Genomic DNA, 18240 nt, shown 5'->3' on the forward strand with positions numbered 1-18240 from the left:
CTTATACAGTCATCAAAATAGATTTATCGTCCCGCGATCGAGTCTCGTGCACGGTCTCGGGTTGTTCATTTGCCAGAATGCGTTCATTTTCACGGCCAGCATGGTGCTGCCGCTGCCCTGGATTTTGCTGCTGGTTGTGGTTCGACAAACGGACGTCAACATCAACAAAGTGCTGTTCCGTCAACGCCTGGCGCAGGTCGTTACTCACCTGCTGTAGTGCCCGATAAACGTCGCTTTGCCCGGCGTTTATCTGCACCTGAATTTTCCCGGCTTCAATCTGCACCACAATCTCGATGCGACCCATATCGGGCGGATCAAGACGAATTGTCGCGTGCTGAATCTGGTTGTTAATTTGCAGATTCAAGCGCTCGCCTAATGCATGTTGCAGTTGCGCAGACAACCCCTGGCCACTGCCATCAGCTCGCATCGGCGCATTAACCTGGGCTTGCGGTTGCCCGGCTGAGATAACAGGAATATTGGCCGCGGGTGCCACATTTAGCCCCGCCAGGCGCAGTGTTTCTGCCGTTGCGGGGGTAAAGGCTTTTTTCGGCAAAACAATTTCTGCTGGCTGAATTGAAGCAACTCGAACATGCCGGTTTTGCACGTCAGCTGTGTGCGCCGTAGGCTGCATTTCCATAGAGGCAGGCTCGGCTTTATCCGTTTGTAATTGCACATTCAGCGGGCGAGCAACTGGCTGTTCTGCTGCGGCTGGCAATACGGCTGCTGTCGCAGTCATCAGCATCGGCACTTCGCGGTTGACCAAAGACGCCAAAAATTGCTGAGCCATCTGCTCTGCTTGCTCATCCGGTAATTCAGCCAGCACCTCATCCAGCGTGCTGGCTTCTTGCGGCTGAAGCACTTCTTCGTCCGTGGCAATGGAAACCGAACTGGTAGCTAACAGCAGTTCTTCAAATAATATCTCGCCAGCATTAACGTCTTGCGTTTCATCGACTTCCAGCAAAGCAGCTGTTGCCGGAGCCTGCAACGTCTGCGAGTGCGCAGTCTGCTGGAGTAAACCGCCCGAGTCCGATGCCGTGTATGCGAGAAAATCACTCATTAACGACTCGCCCCTCATCCAACTCTCTATCCATAAACTGTGCGTAAGAAAGCGCCCCTTCGCGCTGATTGCGCTGTTGAGTCATTTCTTTACTGAGTTCATCGCGTGTCTGGCGCACTAACTGGTGCACTTGCAGATGAACTTGCTGGAGTTTGTTTAGCGCTTCGCGCTTTTGTTCGGATATCTCTCGCCCATGCAAACTGCACAGCAGGGCTGCAATATCGCTGTCGAGCTGCTGGATTTTTTCCCAGTCCTGGCGCTTGCCCGCTGCCGCAAGGGCTCGTGCCTGCCAGTCAATTAATTGCAAATCATCCATGGCGTTTACCCATGTCTTCCCAGCCTTCGCGTAATTCGCCGAGGATGGTTTCAACTTCTTCAATGGCCGAAACAGAGAGGTTATTGCTACCGTCGTATAAGCGATAAACGCAGTAGTCGTACAAATTGGCGAGGTTCTTTGCCAGTTCGCCGCCTTTCTCGTAGTCCAGCGCGCTGGTCAAGGCATTGAGAATATCGATGCATTTATTGATGCTTTGGGCTTTGCGCTCGTAGCGCTTTGCTTCGATATGGCTTTTGGCGCGCACCAGCTCATCGGTTAAGCCGTTAAACAGCATAAGTACCAGTTGATGTGGCGTTGCAGCAGCCACCTGTGCCGCCATATCAGACTGGTAATACTCGCCGTATCCTTCTTCGCTGTTTCCGTACATTGTTGTCTCCTTCCTTAGACTAAGCCAAACATGCTGGCGGTGTTGTTCATCTGCTGTAACACGCTCTGCATGCGGGTGAACTGCTGCAAATAGCGGTTATAGGCGGTGTCATAACGGGTACTGATTTTGTCGCTGCGATCGCTTAATTCCGTTTCACGACGGCGGTTGGTTTCTTCGCGGCTTTTGATGTCGCCGCTTGTAATACTCAGCAACCGGTCGAGAGATTTGTCCATTTTTTTCAGTAAGCCGCCGTTGCCGTTAAAAAAGGCATTGAGCTTGCCGGGATCGTCCGTCAGTTTTTCTTTCAGCATGTCGCTATCGAGCGTGAGCTTGCCGTCTTTATCAGCAGACAGACCAAACTGGGTGATATCGAGTCCACCAATGGAAGTACGCAGCATTTCGTTTAATTCACGACGTAACCCACTGATGCTGGCATCTCCGGCAAAGGCACCGCGATCGGTACTGCTCGAACCAGAGGCGGTTAACGAGCCGAGTGTTCCTACAAGCTTGTTGTAAGCCTCAACAAAGCTATTAACCTGGTTCTGGGTTTCCGTGGTATCAACACCGACATTAATACGCAGTGGCGCATCGCCCGCTTTATGGGTCTGATTTAATTCGAGGGTCACGCCGTCTATCAAATCGGTCAGCGTATTGGTGCTATTGGTGATTAGCATCCCGCTGTTCTGGTCACCGAGCCAGACTTTGGCATCCTGAGCTGCCGATATGGTTCTCACATCGCTGGTCATTGCGGAGGGGGCAGCACTTAGCGTAATGGCATTTTCAGCACCGCTTTTATCGCTGCTCAGCATTAAGCGTACTTCGCCGCCAGTACGCACCAGAGATGCGGTCACGCCCGGATTGCCATCCATGCCGTTAATCGCTTTAGCCAGGCCTGCCAGGCTATCAACACCGTCCATATCAATAGCAATGGATTTGCCATTGATTTCAATGTTCATCGAACCTGTCGCATTTTTGACGTCATCATCTTTCAGGCCGTCATAGGCCACCTGATGTGAAGAAGCCAACTGCTCGATAAACAGGTTATAGGTGCCTTTACGCGCATCGGAGGTGGTGGTCGCTTTAGCCATGTTCTCAACGCTCATACTGGCGCTGGTTTTCAGCATCCCGCTGCTGCTTTTATTCAGGTTAGTGAGCGAGGTACGAAAATCCGTCAGGTTACTTTTCAGGGATTTGAGCGCATTTTGCTGCGCGGTTAAACGCGCTTTTTGCGTTTTTAGCTGGCTTTGCAGTGTCTGCACATCAAAGCCGGCAAGCTGTTTTGCCATTGTCTGCGGGTCAATACTGCTGAAATCGGTCATCCTTCCTCCCTGGCATAGTGCTATGTCCTGAAGTTATTTATAGCAATAGTTATGCCAACTTTTATTTTGTTTTAATTCAATTGGTTAATATGAGATAGGAAGTTCTTCTTCCGCATAATAGGAAGCGGAAAAAAAACACCGCCGAAGCGGTGTTTTTAAATCAGGAGGGATTAGCCCAGCAGGGACATCACCATACCGGACATGCTGTTAGCTTGTTTCAGCATCGACATACTGGTTTGTGCCAGCATCTGGTTACGGGTCATATTGGTGGCTTCAGAGGCGAAATCTGCATCACGAATGTTACCCAATGCCAGCGTCGTATTATCCTGCATATTGGATAGGTTGGCAGCCGTATGGCCAAGGCGGTTGATCATGGCCCCCATTCCGGAACGCACGCCTGCAACAGAGTTAATGGTGTTTTCCAATGCAGTAATAACGCTCGCAGCACTTGCAGAACTGGTTGCCAAAGTCAGTTGACCCAGACCACTGATTGCAGGAGTTGCAGGTACACCTGATGCGCCTGGTACGCCAGCTAAACCGCTACCTGTAATGATTTTACCCAGGTCTGAAATCGCGGATGCCATACCAGAGGTGTTAATTGTTTCTTTACTGGAGGTTCCAATCTGGAAGTTCAAACCTGCAGTTTTCCCAAGGCCCTCATCCCCAAAGAGTTTAGTTCCTGCAAAATCAGTATTATCCCAGATATTATTCAGTTCGCTGGTCAATGCTGAGAATTCTGCCTGCATAGCATCACGATCGTTAGTATTGTTTGTATCGTTCGCTGCCTGTGTTGCCAGGTCTTTCATACGGTACATAATGTTGGTGACTTCTTCGAACGCACCTTCACCCGTCTGCAGCATCGCCGTTGCATCAGAGATGTTACGTTGGGCAACGCTCATACCATTAACCTGGCCCTGAAGACGGGTGGCAATTTGCAGACCAGCGGCATCATCAGCCGCAGAGTTAATACGTTTACCGGTACCCAGGCGTTCCATGGCTGTGGACAGGATGCTGTTAGATTTGTTCAGAGCGTTGGTGGAAGACATTGCCGCGCCGCTGGTGAAAATTGAAAGTGCCATGTGTTCTCTCCTTGAGAATTATGCTTTTAGGCAGTGTTTGCCTGTGTACTTAGAGAAAACGACACGTTTGATGAAGAAATTAAACGCCAATTAAAAAATATTCATATGAAAACCATTTCTTTTCATCTGACTGGCTAATAAGTGAAAACGGAAAGAATTATTTCCACAAAAATGGACATTGTTAATGCGAGCACATTAGATATAACAATGCGACAAATTTGCATGCAGACTTAAACTTCAATTAATAAAAAAATGTATAATTTTGTATAAATCCAACCATTTTATTTAACAGAGGGCGATCACTTCAAGATATTGTATATAATTATCTGTATTTAAAGGATTTTTATTTTAATGCATATTTTTACCACATCCAATATAATAACCACATAAAAACAATATCATTTTAAACAATTGAAGATTTTTACCATTACAAAATCAGGTACATCAGCCATAACCACTACAACAACCTCAGAAAAACAAGCATATAAATCTGTTTTTCCAATCTATTTATATTTTATATAGCACACCTGAAATTTAAAAAACTTATGAGTAAACCTCGCTATTCTGTTAATAATTGGTTGCTGGATTACACATCGGGCGCCATTGTCCATCTTCAGTCGGGGGAAATCCGTCGGCTCGGTGAATATCAGCTTAAATTATTGGACTGTCTGATTGAGCATGCAGGGCAAACGTTATCTCGCAATGAACTGACAAGCCTGGTTTGGGAACGCAGAGTAATTGGCGATAACAGCCTGTCGAATGCTATCCATGCCCTGCGCGCAGCACTCGAGGATGACGGTAAGCAGCAACGGGTAATCAAAACTATTCCGAAAAAAGGTTACTTGCTTGAACCTGAATTTTGCCAGTTGATCGAACCAGAAGCTGACACTTCATCTTCGCCTCCAGCGGTTTCAAACACAGTAAAATTACCCGAGACAAAATACTTAATTCAATCGGAGATGGTAGAAGCCGTCCCAATGAATAATGTTCCAGTGGCTGAAGATATTACGGCACCTGTAGCTAAACACAGACTTTACCCGCTGCCTCCATGGCAAACTCTGTCATTCTTTTTAATAATTTGCGTGATAACTCTCAGCGGTTGGTTAATATTTTTCCATAAGAGTTGCGACGAGATGGTCGCTCAAGAGCAACAGAAAAATCAGTACAGCAATATCCGCGTGTTCCGTATCGCCGCCGCCGTGGATGAAATGAACAATGAAGACCTCCTCAAATTCAACTCCACACTGAAAATGCTCAACCAAAGACTGATTGCCCGCGATGCATGGATGACAGTTTATTACCGGGCCGATGAGCAAGTGCTTAATTATACCTTCTCAATTGAAACCACCTGCGCAAACCAGCAACTGGCAATGACGCTTTATCACTGGCGGATTGATAACCAGAGACTCACTAACACCATTTTTGGCGAAACCGAGCGAAAATTAAATGAAATTGCCCCGTGTAAAAAATCTTAATCTCAGCCTGGTCGCAATCCTGATTGCCCTGATTTTTGGCGGAATATCACATCTGCATGCCAGATCGGCGAAGGCCAAAATTGCCCCGATAAAAGGGACGATGGAGATAGGTTTTTACGATTTAATGTCCGATCAGCGCGAAGTATACCAAGCGCAGATCATGGATATGGATGAAGCACTGCTGTTCACATTAACGCGCAAAGATGATGCGATGTTTGTGCTGCGTGGCAAGCTTGATGAAGTTATACGTAAGCGTGGGCGAGTGTTTTACGATTACGTCCCGATTCGTTATAGCAACCCTGAAAACCACAAACTGATTTTCAGTTTTATCGACTTCCTGCGTCATAACGTGGTGTGGGTTTACCCAATGACCGTGAACAAAAAACCGTTAGTCATTGGGCAAAGTGGGATGATGTTTTTGTTTCCGCTGGGTGACTGATTACTCATTAACGCAGTAAATTGCTGACCGTACCCTGTCGCAAATTTGCCTGTGCGCCTAACGCTCTGGCAGTTGCGGCATAATCCTGGTCACTATTTTGTAAATGCGCACGCAGCGCGCGGGCATGTTCCAATGCCTCCGCAGGGCGGTATTGCGTCGCCATCTCATTGATTCTTCGACGCACATTATCCTGGTGGTTGTACAACTGGCCGCGCTGCTGAGTGACTTGTTCCAGCGCCTGCTGAACGTCTCCTTGATACTCACGCATCAGCGCAGGTTGTTGTGCCAACTGGCTGAGCGTATCTGTCACGGCTGGTTCCGGGCGAGCCAATAGCGCAGTGAATTCATTGGCGGAAAAGCGCTTTCCTTCCCCACGCACGCTTAACTGGCTGCTGACCTGCGGCCAGTTTTTTTCATCCACGCTAAATGCCAATGACTGTTGCTTATCTAAGCTTGCATGAATACCAAACCGCCCCAGTCCCTGGTTTAACCGCATCACATTCTGACGAGGCGTGGCACCTGCTTCGAGCGATACCGCCACCATTTCGCGCCGCTGTCCGGCAAGCGAGAAAATCAGCGTTTCGCTTTCATCATTTTGCAAAATTCGCCCAGCCGCTGGCAGCGTAAAATGCACCTGCGCGGTCTGCTCTGGGTCAACATCCAGATGCCTGTCGACAGTGCCCGCCGTTAGAACCGGGCGTTGACTCAAGAGAGCAGAAAGGGAACGGGCAGCGTCGTTTGTGGCATCACCACGCAGTGAGCCATGGCCAACCGCATAACGCAGTTGTAAGAGGTGGCTTTCAACCTGCGATAAATAATTATCCGCCTGCTGGACTGAAGTCAGCTGCTGATTAAGCTGCACGTTATAACGCAGCGGGCGTGTAGAAATGAGCGGTGATTCCGGGAACCGGTTATCAGTATTTCGTGCACGCGGCTGTGCCTGCTTTGCCACCGCCGCGGTCTGTTTCACTCCCCCAAGGTTCGAAGGCGTGCTTAAAGGAAGTCCTGACTGGTTTAATCCAACCTGCATAATGATTACATCTGATTAAAGAGGGAAAGTTGGCTTATCATCATGAACGATTTGTTCGACGCCTGAACCGCCTGCGTGTAGAGCTGAATATTGACGTAGCTGGTAGCGGCATCAAGTGATGAAAGTTCCTGAATGACCTGCCCATGGGAGATTTTAATATCGGAATGGGCATCATCGATAAGCGAAAGGCGGTTTTGTTTGCCGCCCAGATCGGTATACACCGCCGCTATTTTATCGCTGGCCGCTTTCGTCTCACCCAGCAACAGCTTTAAATCGTCCTTGTAATCCACGCCTGGCGTTGCCATTTTGTCGCTCACGCTTTTGAGCAAATTCAGCATATTGAGATCGTTATTGCTGCCAGAAAAAGCGTTACTGATGTTGGTATTTTCTGCAATTTCAATGCCATTTGCCACAGTTGTTGAGCGCGTTGCATCGTTCCCGGCGTAGCTGTAGGTTCCGGTTTTGCTATCAAAAACCACTGGTTGGGTATTGGTTTTAGTGCCAGCAAAAATGTAGTGCCCGTCTTCATTTTTAGCATTCATTGAGGACACCAGCGATTCCAACATTTGGGAGATTTCAGCTGAAAATCCTGCCATATCTTTGTCGCTGTTCGTGCCATTACTGGCCGCCAGAAGCTTATCGCTCAGTGCCAGCAATTGGTCACTCATAGCGGTCACATGGGATTCCTGAATCGACAGGTTGCCAGACAAACGCGTGATGTTGCTTTGATATTGATCGATTGCTGATTGCTCACGGTTTAATTGCACCAAACGGCTGCTGGCAACCGGGTCGTCAGAAGGCACATTGACGCGCTTTTGTGTCGCCATTTGTTCCATTAATTTACTCAGCCGCGCACCGTTGTTATTCATCTGGTGCAACATAGCGGACGAGTGGTAAAGACTGCTGATACGCATGATAAATTCCTTTTTCTGTTATCAGAACAGCATCAGTAAATCGCTGAAAATCTGGTTGCCAGTGGCGATCACTTTTAGGTTGGACTGATAGGCCTGCATATAAACCTGGAGATTCATGGCCTCTTCATCCTGGTTAACCGCACTCAGATTATCGCGCTGTGTTTGCGCCTGATATGAGACGGAAGTGGCCGCTTCAAGCTCAGTTTTATTCTGGCGGCTGGCAATCCCCACGGTGCTGATAATCGCCGCAGCGGCTTCGTTGACGCTCATATTGCCCATATTCCCGATGGCAATTTTTTTGTTCTTAAGCTCAATAAGCGCTGTCAGGTTGTTGCCATTGCCGCTTTCATCGGCTTTGTCTGACAGCGCCAGCTCATCGGGTTTAAGGTCGCTGATTTGCAGCATCCCTTTGCCACTGGTGAGATCAAAGACAAACAGAGGCTTACCCACATCTTCATTAAGGTCAAAACCGTTCGCCAGTTGATCATTAAACTCTTTAGCAAATTGCTCGGCCATATCACGCACCGTGCTTTGCATGGTTTTCAGCGTGCCCTGCTCGTAGTCATTGAGTGCACCTAACTGCCCGCCGATAGCCGAAGAAACACCGAAAGTAGTATTAAGAAATTCTAGCGAAACTTCCTGCTCACCTTGCTGGTTCATGGTGGACTTGAGCAGCCCGAAATTGCGGCCATTTACCAACGGTTGGCCATCGTTTAAGGAAACGTTGTAGCGGCCGGATGCATCCTCAGAAACTTTCACGCTAACCATGCTGCTCAGCTCTTTTAACAGTTCATCACGCTGGTCACGCAGCACGCTGGCATTGCCGCCCGTCGCTTCCTGATCGGCGATTTGCTGGTTGTAACTGGCAATGTTTTTACTGAGCACATTAACGTTACCCACCAGCGCATCACGCTGGGTGTTAATAGACACTTTCTGGCTGCTGATGAAACTGTCGACGTTGTTAAAACGGGTCGCCAGAGACTGGCCTTCATTAAGCAATTGTTGGCGTAACGCCGGGGAATCTGGCTGCGTGGTTAACGCATTCAGTGCGGCGAAAAATTTGTCCAGCCCACCGCCCAGGCTGGTGCTGTCGGTGCCAATGACGCTTTCCAGCGCCCCTAAATATTTCTGCCCGGCATCGTAATATTCCGCACGCGTGTTGCTGTGCCATACCTGATTGACCAGATACTGATCGGAAATACGGCGAATGCTATCTACGCGTACGCCGTTGCCAGCGGAGAAACTGTCGCCGTTGGTGCCAATGGCACTTTGGATAATGCCCTGGCGGCTATAACCCGGCGTAAGGTAGTTTGCCACGTTCATTGACGTGGTACTCATGCCCTGCCGCGCAGCCTGCGCGCCCGAAAAAGCGATATTGATAATGTTCATTATGATCCTTGCTCTGAGCGCGTTATGGGCGGAGTCAATTCCCTCTCTTTAACAGGTAAAGCGACCCCAGGCCCGGTTAACTTAAGCGCGCGGTCCATGCCGTCCACCTGCGGCCCCATCTGTTTTATGATGAGCGACGCAATGCCACTACTACGCTGTGAAGCCAGCAAAGAGGCGAGTTTGTCATCATAAAAATCGCGCATCATCGTTTCCTGCTTGCTGGAAAACGGGTTATCCCCTGCCGATAACACATCCGAAGCCTTGCGCATCTGGCTGAGCATGGAGCGTAAAAATAGCGCTTCGAACTGTTCCGCCGCCTGCTCAAGGTTCTGCGCTTTTTGCGTTCCGGTAAAATCGCCCGGAATGGTATGGGTTCTTGTAGTCAGCGACTCGATCATTATCTTTCCTTAAATCACTACCAGTTCTGCATCCATTGCACCGGCTTCGCTCAGCGCCTGCAAAATCGCCATCGTGTCATCCGGTGATGCACCCAGGCTGTTTAGCGTGTTGACGATATTTCTCAGGCTGGTTCCGGCAGGCACCACCACCATCTGTCCACGTTCGCGATTAACATTAATATTCGAATTGGGTGTCACAGTTGTCGTTCCCTGGCCGAATGGCGCAGGCTGGCTGACTTGCGGTGTTTCCTGAATGGAAACCGTCAGGTTGCCATGAGAAACGGCTGCTGCACGAACCACCACACCATCGCCAATCACAATCGTGCCGGTTCTTGCGTTAAACACTACACGCGGCTGCTGCTTACCGGTGGTGATTTGCAAATCTTCGAGGGTGGACATGAACGCCACGCGTGCGCCCGGTTGTTCCGGCGCACGTACCATTACGTTGGTGGCGCTTTGCGCGGTCGCAATTGAGCCAAACGCCTGGTTTATTGCCAAAGCAACATTGTTGGCGGTTTTAAAACTTGGCCGTTTCAGGTTGAGCACCACCTGGCTGTTAGCCTGAAAATCAGTAGGGATTTCACGCTCTACACTCGCACCGTTAGGCACACGACCCACGGTTGGGGTGTTCATGGTAATGCTTGAACCGCTATCACCTTCGGCCTTAAAGCCGCCAACCACAACGTTGCCTTGCGCCAGCGCGTAAACTTCGCCATCGGCACCACGCAACTGAGTCAATAACAGCGTGCCCCCACGCAGGCTCTTCGCATCACCAATCGAGGAGACAGTAATATCAATGGATTGCCCACGGGCGTACATCGGCGGCAGCGTGGCGCTGATGGCAACCGCCGCCACGTTTTTCACTTTCGGGTCAATTTTGGCCGGCATCTGGACACCAAACTGGCGCAGCATATTGGTGACCGACTGGCTGGTGAATTTGACCTGGTTTTTATCCCCTGTCCCATCCAGCCCGACCACCAGGCTATATCCCACCAGCTGGTTGCCACGCACACCCTGAATATCAACGATATTCCCTAACCGCTCTGCATGAACCTGACCGATACACACCAGCAGGAGCAAAAAACCTGACACCATGTTACGCATGGGTTTCTCCTGTTAAATCGGGAACAGTGGATGGTTAAAGAAGCGCGTCAGCCATCCGGCGGCGTTGGCATCACTGAGCGCACCGCGCCCGGCATATGAGATACGCGCGTTGGCAATACGCTGGGACGAAATCGTGTTCGATTGCGAGACATCTTCCGGCCTGACCAGCCCCGACACGCGCATATATTCATCACCCTGGTTAAGGGTCAGCCATTTTTCGCCGCGCACTTCCATCACGCCATTAGGCAGGACTTTGTGCACCGCAACGGTGATGGCACCGCGCAGCATATTTTGCTGTGCAGAATTAGCCGCACCTTTGAAGTTACGATCGCCACTGATAGAGGCGCTGGCTTTATCCAGAGTTTTGCCGAACACTTCCGGCACGCCTATTGTCACGTCGTTTTCCTTGCCAAAATTGGTGGTGGCCTGCTTGCTGGACTGGGTGGACTCATCCAGGTTGACGGTCAGAATATCCCCCACGCGATAGGCACGGCGATCCTGAACTAAAGACCAGCTATAACCGCTGCTATACAGTCCGCCGCCGGAAACAGCAGGTGTTGCGGTCGGCAGTTCTTCCGGTGGGGCGTAGGCCGCATCGTCTTTCTTAACGAAAAGAGCCGGGCTTTCACAACCCGCCAAAACCAGGGCTAACAGCCCAACAAGCATTTTCTTTTTCATTTCCATTCACTTCTTAATCGCAATCCATGCGTTTTATAGCGTCTGCGTGACGAACTTCAGCATGTCGTCAGCCGCGGAAACCATTTTGGCGTTCATCTCGTAGGCACGTTGGACGGTGATCATATCAACCATCTCTTCCACCACTTGCACGTTGGAACCTTCCAATGTTCCCTGCTCAAGTTGCCCTAATGCTTCTTCACCAGGAACACCTTCAACGGGCGCACCGCTGGCAGCGGTTTCGCGATAAAGATTACCGCCCACAGCCGAAAGACCGGCTGGATTGACAAAGTTAACCAGCGTGATTTGCCCCAGCTCTACCGGGTCCACTTCATCTGCCACTAGCACGGAAACGGTGCCATCTTTGGCAATGTTCACCTCTTTGGTGTTCACCGGCAGTTCGATCTGTGGGATCAGTGGTTGCCCTTGTGCAGTCGTGACGACACCTTCACTGTTCACTTGCAGGTTGCCCGAACGGGTATAACCCACGGTGCCATCCGCCATTTCAATCTGGAAGAAACCCTGACCGGCAATCGCCACATCCATTTTCTGGTTGGTGACTTGCATACTGCCCACGGTGAAGGACTTCTGCGTGCCGACCACTTTTACCCCGCTGCCGTACTGCATGCCGCCCGGTGTCGCTGTGTCTTGATTTGCCTGTACGCCTGGGGCACGCATGTTCTGATAAAACAAGTCTTCAAAGACCACGCGATCGCGTTTAAACCCGGTGGTATTGACGTTGGCGAGGTTATTGGAAACTGCGTTCATTTTGGCGTCCTGCGCCGCCAGACCGGTTTTACTGATCCATAATGCTGGATTCATTGTTTATTCCCTTAATAGTCAAATCAGGTCGCGCGGATCACGCGATTCCCGGCTTGGGCAAGATCTTCTGCCACTTTCATCATTTTGATCTGCGTTTCAAAACTGCGGTTCAGCGACATATTGGCGATCATTTCACTGATGGCTGAAACGTTGCTGCTTTCCAGATGTTTGCTGGCAAGCGACACGGTTTCACTGCGTGGTTCAGTGCGGTTGTTGCTGACCAAAAAGCCGTTGTTATCTTTGCTGAGCTGGTTGGTTGCCACGTCCACGAGCTTGATACGGTCAACATCCATCAACGCATTGATGTCCCCATCCTGCGGAACGATGGAAATGGTGCCGTCGTTGGCAATGGAGACCTGGGCAAACGGCGGCAGCACAATCGGCCCACCCTCGCCGATCACCGGCTGGCCGTTAATGGTTAGATCGCCATCCTCACTGACATCAATATGCCCGTTACGGGTATAGACTTCTTTGCCACCCATTTGCAGCGCAATCAGGCCGTTACCCACAATGCCCACATCCAGGTCACGCCCAGTTTCCTCAAGCGATCCTGATGTCATGTCCACGCCACCGTTGGCGTTTTGCACCACATAACGGGAGTCATAGCCGCTGCCCGCAACCTTCGTAGACACCGCTTTGTCCAGGTCGCCGCGAAAGCCACTGGTGTTGACGTTGGAGAGGTTATTGGCGTGAACCTGCTGTTGCATCAGGCTGCGGCTGGCGCCACTCATCGCGGTATAAATGAGATGATCCATTACACCGCCTGCATCAAGGCGTTCATCATGTTGTCATTGGTGCTGATAACTTTGGTATTCGCCTGGTAGTTACGCTGCGCACTCATCAACCCGACCAGTTCTGAGGTCAAATCGACGTTGGACTCTTCCAATGCATTGGATTTGATATAACCCAACAGGCCGCTGCCCGGTGCGCCAATTAACGGTGAACCTGAGGAGCCGGTTTGCGCCCATGTGGTGCCATCTTGTGATTGCAGGCCATTCGGGTTGGCAAAGTTGGCGATGATAAGCTGGCCCTGCAACATACGTTCGCCGTTAGAGAAGGTCGCATAAACATTGCCTTTCTCATCGACTTGCTGCCCGGTACGCTCACCAGAGGCATAGCCATCACCCTGGTTGCGGCTTACTGAGAAATCTGAGCCATATTGGGTGGTGCCGGCGTAATTTAGTTTGATATTGATCGGTGACGCGCCCGTAGGCGAAAACGTCAAATCCGTCGAAGTAGAATTATTGGCGAAGTTCGCCATGCTGCCGTTGGTACCAAAATTAATGGTTTCATCGCCAATACTGTTGCCGTCCATGTAATAGTGAACGCCCCATTGGTTATCCGCAGTTTTAACAAAGTACTGCGTCAGGGTATGTTCACGACCCAACGAGTCAAAAACCTGCGTCGTGTAGGTATTGTTGTAAGAAGTATCGTCAGCGGGGTCAAATGTCGTCGTTGGCATTTTCGCGTTGGCGTCAAAGTTAGCCGTAAAGCTCGCACCAGAAGTCGCTTTTGCCGGAATAGAACCGCTCATAATGCTCAGGTTGCTGACGCTACCCACCTGCAAATTCCCGTTAGCATCTACCGGGTAACCTTGCATGTTCATGCCCAGGTTATTCACCAGATTGCCGTCTTTATCAGTACCGAAATACCCGGCGCGGGTGTAGGAAGTGGTGCCGGTGCTGTCACGGACGACAAAAAAGCCGTTACCGGAAATTGCCAAATCTAGTGAGTTGCTGGAGCTAATGATATTGCCGCCACGGGTAATACTTTGTGTAACTCCGGTTACGCCCACGCCCAGAGGCTGAGACTGTGCATAAAGAGCGGCAAACTCCGCACGACCGGACTTGTATCCTACCGTCCCGGTGTTGGCGATATTGTTACTGATGGCACCAAGCTGCTGGCTGATAGCATTAAGACCTGACGTTGCGATGCTAAAACTCATGATTTCATCCTGATTACAAAAGTTGTTACGCCCGACGCGTGCCGGAAGCCTGTCCACCAAACTGACTGATACTGCTGTACGGGACTTCTCCAAGTCCGGCGATTTTCAGCATCGTGACGCCACCTTTTAATGGGATACGCACGTTGCTTACTGTGCCGCCAATTTCCATTGGAATGGACTTCTCTGCGGTATCGGTGACAGCACTCAGGGTGTATTTACCTTCCGGCAAACCCAGTTTTTTAGCATCGAGGGTAAAGTCCACCAGCCCGGCTTGTTGGCGGCCCAAATCAATCTTGTGCTCATTGCCGCTGACGTCTTTAACATGCACCGTTACCGATGACGCGGGGTGTTCGAGCGTCAGGCGGCCATTAAGTACCGAGTCACCCTGCAATTCCACGCGGTCGGTTTGCACCATCACGTTCTGCCCCACCAGATTAGCGGTGGTGAGCGTCTGCAAGTTGTCCATCATGATGCTGCTGTTTTGCATCAGGCTTGCGACCTTCTCCATCGACTGCACCTGAGAAAGCTGTGCCAGTTGCCCGACATATTCCGTACCATCAGTTGGATTGAGCGGGTCCTGATTTTGCACCTGCGCCACCAGCAATTTCAGGAACATGTCATTCATGCCTGATGCCGATTGCCCATTAGCGGAAATAGAACTTCCGCTGGTGTCCGCCGCGAAAGTGGAGGTATCCGTTACATTCATCAATTACACCTCACCCAGACGCAGCACACTTTGCTGCATGCTTTTGACATTGCTGAGAACTTCAGCGCTGGTTTCAAAACCGCGAGACGCCGACATCATGTCTGCCATCTCCTCCACCACGTTGATATCCGGGTAATAAACGTAACCCTGGCTGTTCGCCATCGGGTGATGCGGCTCATAACGGGAAACAGCCTGGCCGGTTTCTACCACGTCCATAATCTGCACACGGGCACCTGCAAAGGCGTTGTTTCCGGCGAGTTGGCTGTTCTGGTAGACAGATGCAAAAACGGGGCGGCGTGCTTTATACACCGTATCCGCGCTTTCAGATGCAGCATCGGCGTTAGCCATGTTACTGGCGATGGTGTTCAGCCTGACGGTTTGCGCCGTCATCGCAGAACTAGAAATTCGATAAATGTCCGTAAAAGCCATACTTTCTTCCTGAACGAATTATTTGCCTTCGATGGCAGCCCGCAATCCCGAAAATTTCATTTTCAGAAACGTCAGGCTCATTTGGTAGTCCATGCTGTTCTTGGCGAATGCAGCCTGTTCTACATCCAGCGCCACCGTATTCCCATCCGCAGAGGGTTGATATGGCAGGCGATATTTCACCTCGGTTTGCGTCCCCGGAAACAACGACTGTTTTGAACGTTGCATCTGCGCGGCAAAATCAATATCTTTAGCCTTGAAATTAGGGGTATCCACGTTGGCAAGATTGGTGGATAACAGCTCTGCCCTGGTCAGTCTGAGCTGCAATGCCTGTGGATGTACGCCTAATGCCTTGTCAAAACTAATGCTCACTGTCACTCCTTACAGTCCTGCGTCCTCTGTACTCCTGGCACAGATTTCTCTCAGAGGAATCCTTTTAAAAGCAATTTACGTGCCAGGTTTATAAAGACATGATTTCAAAACAAATAACATTTTCGTTCACCCCAATGCGGAAAAACCTCTTCCCCCTGTTTTTTGCCGGGCTGAGTCTGGTATGCAGTGCAGCAAATGCCGCAGATGCGACTCATCAGCTCGATAAAATCGCCAGAAAAAGCGCGCAGGCAGAAGTCAAAGAGATGGCGCAAAATCAAGGCTGGGGAAAATATGACTTACAGCTTGAAACGGTGCTTCCCGCCGAAGCATCAACGCTGCCGGTATGTAAAAAAAATCTGCTAGCAACGCCAACCGCCAGACGCACGTTGTACCGACTCCGCTACGATGTCACATGCCCAGACGCACAAGGCTGGACGCAGACGGTGGCAGTAAAAATAGCGGTCAATCTGCCTATCGTTGTTGCCATGCAAACGCTGGACCGCGGCCGTGTGATTGATGCACAGGATGTGGTGCTTCGTGTTCAGGATATTGCCCCACTCAATGCCCAGTTCTTTACCACGACAGAAGAAGCAATCGGCCAAACGGTGAAGCGCCGCATTACATCCGCGCAGATTGTGAATTCCGCTCAGTTAGAGCAGCCGATAATGGTGGAGCGTGGGCAAAGCGTGTTGATGGTGGCTCGCCAGAATGGCATCGAAGCGAGTACTTCGGGAGAAGCGATGAAACAGGGGCGTAAAGGGGATGTGATTCGGGTAAAGAACATCAGCAGCCAGCGAACCGTTGATGCAATAGTGGTATCGCCGGGTGTGGTGCATATTCTTGTTGCTACTCGATAACCGTCATTTTTTATTCAAAGATTAAAGTTTTCGGAGATTTCCGTCGCTTTATACTGACAGAAGAAAATTTTTGCAGATGAGCCGGGTTTACCTCGGGAGAGAAAAATGAAAATTAACCAAAACCACTACTCGCAGATCCAGCCAACACAAAACAGCCAGGCCACCAAAGAATTAGGTGAAACGAAAGCGTCAGCACCACTTCGCAGCGCACCGATTGCAGCCGTTGACCCTGTTTTGGGTGATGCTCAGAAAGCACTGCAAAACCTGCCGGAAGTAGACATGGACCGCGTAGCTGAAATGAAGCAAGCCATCAGCAATGGTCAATTGCACGTCAATCTTGATGACCTGACGCTTTCTATCCAGAAATACTTTCAACGGTAATAATTATGCAAACAACAGGCCAACGGATGACCGCTTTGTTGCAGGATATGGTGCAAGACAGGCTGCGCTATATCATGCTGAAGAATTTACTCGAAGAACAACGCACGTTGTTGCTGGAGCGCAATAGCGAAAAACTGGAAACAATGAGTGAGCAATTGCTTGATATATATATTTCGCTATCAGAGAGCGCTGAACGTAGGGCAGAAACTTTAGTTTCTTTAGGCGTAACAGCATCAATCGAGGGGGTTAATAAATTATTTAGCCACTTAGATGAAGAGAAAAAAAATAAGATATCTGTTTTACTTAATGACATCCATCAGCAGGCTAAGACATGTCAGTTACTGAACGAAAGAAATGGCATGGTTTTGCATATGCAAGCAGATATCGTCGCGAATATAATTAATAATGCTGAAACTGATAGTGGGATTTATCAAGCGAATTAAATCATCTCCCAATAAATCCCAACCTGATTAGTGTTAAATCATAGTTTTATCTATCGGTTATTCCATCCGGTGGAAAATATAAAAATCAGCAAACGATGTATTGATTTGATCGTGAATATCAAACGGATACTGATTAGGGATCAAATCATGGAATCCCCACTTATCGGCCATATTGCTGATTATCCAGTCTGTGAATTTTCGGTGACGAACGTGTTTTACATGTCCGCTAAGCAAATGGTTCAACTGTTCGTCATTGGAGCTGTAAATAATCACGAATTTTTTGGCTGCCGCAAATAATGTTTCCATATACTTTTCAAAGACACTTTCTTCAATAAGATGATAAAGAACATCTAGTGAAAGCGTTAAATCAGCTTGTTGCCTATCCCACTTGTTGACATGATAAAAATCTTTTGTTGGATCGCTAGCGAAGCGGTTTATACAGCGTTGTAACGCGTATTCGGAAACATCAAAGCCGGTATATCGTGGATAGCGCGAGAGCGATAATTGGTTACCATCGCCGCAGCCAAATTCGATGACTGACTGGATATTCTTCTCATCAACAAATCGATTAATCGTTTCTGCTTTAAAATCAGCAAGGCAACCGTATGAACCCGCACCTGAGTTTCCTTGCAAACGATAACGATCGTCCCAATACTGTGCTGAGTGCTCAAAATTTAACGTAGAATTTGTCATTGCTTTTTCCAA

The 18240-nt window shown here is 49.6% G+C and carries 22 protein-coding genes and 1 pseudogene; 5 read left to right on the forward strand and 18 right to left on the reverse strand.

Annotation, left to right across the window (positions count from 1 at the left end; genetic code table 11):
- Position 1: 1 nt before the first annotated feature.
- The 5 genes from EDF88_RS09240 to EDF88_RS09260 all read right to left on the reverse strand — a co-directional run bounded on the left by EDF88_RS09240 (position 2) and on the right by EDF88_RS09260 (position 4159).
- Entirely contained in the window at positions 2 to 1057 is a 1056-nt protein-coding gene (locus tag EDF88_RS09240) for a flagellar hook-length control protein FliK (RefSeq protein ID WP_166671966.1), read from the reverse strand.
- On the reverse strand, positions 1050 to 1373 hold the full coding sequence (locus EDF88_RS09245; RefSeq protein WP_134184263.1) for a hypothetical protein: 324 nt from the start codon (positions 1371 to 1373) through the stop codon (positions 1050 to 1052). The genes EDF88_RS09240 and EDF88_RS09245 overlap by 8 nt, the downstream gene beginning before the upstream one ends.
- The gene (gene fliS / locus EDF88_RS09250; protein WP_134184265.1) at positions 1366 to 1761 is read right to left on the reverse strand and encodes a flagellar export chaperone FliS; all 396 of its coding nucleotides are present in this window, start codon (positions 1759 to 1761) and stop codon (positions 1366 to 1368) included. Before fliS ends, EDF88_RS09245 begins: the two co-directional genes overlap by 8 nt.
- 14 nt (positions 1762 to 1775) lie before the next feature.
- Positions 1776 to 3080 (reverse strand): flagellar filament capping protein FliD, encoded by a 1305-nt coding sequence (gene fliD / locus EDF88_RS09255; protein ID WP_134184267.1) that lies wholly within the window; start codon positions 3078 to 3080, stop codon positions 1776 to 1778.
- A 170-nt stretch (positions 3081 to 3250) separates the two neighbouring features.
- Positions 3251 to 4159: a flagellin gene (locus EDF88_RS09260; RefSeq protein WP_134184269.1), complete on the reverse strand. Its 909-nt coding sequence runs from the start codon at positions 4157 to 4159 to the stop codon at positions 3251 to 3253.
- A 545-nt stretch (positions 4160 to 4704) separates the two neighbouring features.
- Between EDF88_RS09260 and EDF88_RS09265 the strand changes: the two genes are divergently transcribed.
- Together EDF88_RS09265 and EDF88_RS09270 are read left to right on the forward strand one after the other, a co-directional pair.
- Positions 4705 to 5634, forward strand: coding sequence for a transcriptional regulator (locus tag EDF88_RS09265; RefSeq protein ID WP_134184271.1), 930 nt, complete (start codon positions 4705 to 4707; stop codon positions 5632 to 5634).
- Complete coding sequence (locus tag EDF88_RS09270; protein WP_134184273.1) at positions 5606 to 6073, forward strand: hypothetical protein; 468 nt, start codon at positions 5606 to 5608, stop codon at positions 6071 to 6073. The genes EDF88_RS09265 and EDF88_RS09270 overlap by 29 nt, the downstream gene beginning before the upstream one ends.
- A 7-nt stretch (positions 6074 to 6080) precedes the next feature.
- Here the strand turns inward: EDF88_RS09270 and EDF88_RS09275 are convergent, their stop codons facing one another.
- The 12 genes and pseudogenes from EDF88_RS09275 to EDF88_RS09330 form a co-directional block, all read right to left on the reverse strand.
- Positions 6081 to 7103: a hypothetical protein gene (locus tag EDF88_RS09275; protein WP_134184275.1), complete on the reverse strand. Its 1023-nt coding sequence runs from the start codon at positions 7101 to 7103 to the stop codon at positions 6081 to 6083.
- Positions 7104 to 7108: 5 nt separating this feature from the next.
- Entirely contained in the window at positions 7109 to 8017 is a 909-nt protein-coding gene (flgL, locus tag EDF88_RS09280; protein ID WP_134184277.1) for a flagellar hook-associated protein FlgL, read from the reverse strand.
- A gap of 21 nt (positions 8018 to 8038) precedes the next feature.
- On the reverse strand, positions 8039 to 9406 hold the full coding sequence (gene flgK, locus EDF88_RS09285; RefSeq protein ID WP_134184280.1) for a flagellar hook-associated protein FlgK: 1368 nt from the start codon (positions 9404 to 9406) through the stop codon (positions 8039 to 8041).
- A 107-nt stretch (positions 9407 to 9513) separates the two neighbouring features.
- Positions 9514 to 9804: pseudogene (locus EDF88_RS09290) on the reverse strand (rod-binding protein); the annotation flags it as partial.
- Positions 9805 to 9813: 9 nt separating this feature from the next.
- Positions 9814 to 10908, reverse strand: a complete 1095-nt coding sequence (locus EDF88_RS09295) for a flagellar basal body P-ring protein FlgI (RefSeq protein ID WP_134184284.1) — start codon at positions 10906 to 10908, stop codon at positions 9814 to 9816.
- 12 nt (positions 10909 to 10920) lie between these two features.
- Positions 10921 to 11586 (reverse strand): flagellar basal body L-ring protein FlgH, encoded by a 666-nt coding sequence (flgH, locus tag EDF88_RS09300; protein ID WP_134184286.1) that lies wholly within the window; start codon positions 11584 to 11586, stop codon positions 10921 to 10923.
- A 33-nt stretch (positions 11587 to 11619) separates the two neighbouring features.
- On the reverse strand, positions 11620 to 12405 hold the full coding sequence (flgG, locus tag EDF88_RS09305; protein WP_134184288.1) for a flagellar basal-body rod protein FlgG: 786 nt from the start codon (positions 12403 to 12405) through the stop codon (positions 11620 to 11622).
- Between the two features lie 23 nt (positions 12406 to 12428).
- Entirely contained in the window at positions 12429 to 13160 is a 732-nt protein-coding gene (locus EDF88_RS09310; RefSeq protein WP_134184290.1) for a flagellar basal body rod protein FlgF, read from the reverse strand.
- The gene (gene flgE / locus EDF88_RS09315) at positions 13160 to 14350 is read right to left on the reverse strand and encodes a flagellar hook protein FlgE (protein WP_134184292.1); all 1191 of its coding nucleotides are present in this window, start codon (positions 14348 to 14350) and stop codon (positions 13160 to 13162) included. The genes EDF88_RS09310 and flgE overlap by 1 nt, the downstream gene beginning before the upstream one ends.
- A gap of 25 nt (positions 14351 to 14375) precedes the next feature.
- Positions 14376 to 15056: a flagellar hook assembly protein FlgD gene (gene flgD / locus EDF88_RS09320; protein ID WP_134184294.1), complete on the reverse strand. Its 681-nt coding sequence runs from the start codon at positions 15054 to 15056 to the stop codon at positions 14376 to 14378.
- A 3-nt stretch (positions 15057 to 15059) separates the two neighbouring features.
- Entirely contained in the window at positions 15060 to 15485 is a 426-nt protein-coding gene (gene flgC, locus EDF88_RS09325) for a flagellar basal body rod protein FlgC (RefSeq protein WP_134184296.1), read from the reverse strand.
- Between the two features lie 18 nt (positions 15486 to 15503).
- The gene (locus EDF88_RS09330) at positions 15504 to 15854 is read right to left on the reverse strand and encodes a flagellar basal body protein (RefSeq protein WP_134184298.1); all 351 of its coding nucleotides are present in this window, start codon (positions 15852 to 15854) and stop codon (positions 15504 to 15506) included.
- Between the two features lie 98 nt (positions 15855 to 15952).
- Between EDF88_RS09330 and flgA the strand changes: the two genes are divergently transcribed.
- The 3 genes from flgA (at position 15953) to flgN (ending at position 17535) form a co-directional block, all read left to right on the forward strand.
- Positions 15953 to 16711: a flagellar basal body P-ring formation chaperone FlgA gene (gene flgA / locus EDF88_RS09335; RefSeq protein ID WP_134184300.1), complete on the forward strand. Its 759-nt coding sequence runs from the start codon at positions 15953 to 15955 to the stop codon at positions 16709 to 16711.
- 105 nt (positions 16712 to 16816) lie between these two features.
- Positions 16817 to 17092: a flagellar biosynthesis anti-sigma factor FlgM gene (gene flgM / locus EDF88_RS09340; RefSeq protein WP_134184302.1), complete on the forward strand. Its 276-nt coding sequence runs from the start codon at positions 16817 to 16819 to the stop codon at positions 17090 to 17092.
- Between the two features lie 5 nt (positions 17093 to 17097).
- Positions 17098 to 17535: a flagellar export chaperone FlgN gene (gene flgN, locus EDF88_RS09345; protein WP_134184304.1), complete on the forward strand. Its 438-nt coding sequence runs from the start codon at positions 17098 to 17100 to the stop codon at positions 17533 to 17535.
- A 57-nt stretch (positions 17536 to 17592) separates the two neighbouring features.
- Here flgN and EDF88_RS09350 read toward each other — a convergent pair whose 3' ends face one another.
- Complete coding sequence (locus EDF88_RS09350; RefSeq protein ID WP_134184306.1) at positions 17593 to 18228, reverse strand: class I SAM-dependent methyltransferase; 636 nt, start codon at positions 18226 to 18228, stop codon at positions 17593 to 17595.
- Positions 18229 to 18240 lie beyond the last annotated feature (12 nt).

This window comes from Buttiauxella sp. BIGb0552 (assembly GCF_004366275.1).
GTDB classification, from domain to species: domain Bacteria; phylum Pseudomonadota; class Gammaproteobacteria; order Enterobacterales; family Enterobacteriaceae; genus Buttiauxella; species Buttiauxella gaviniae.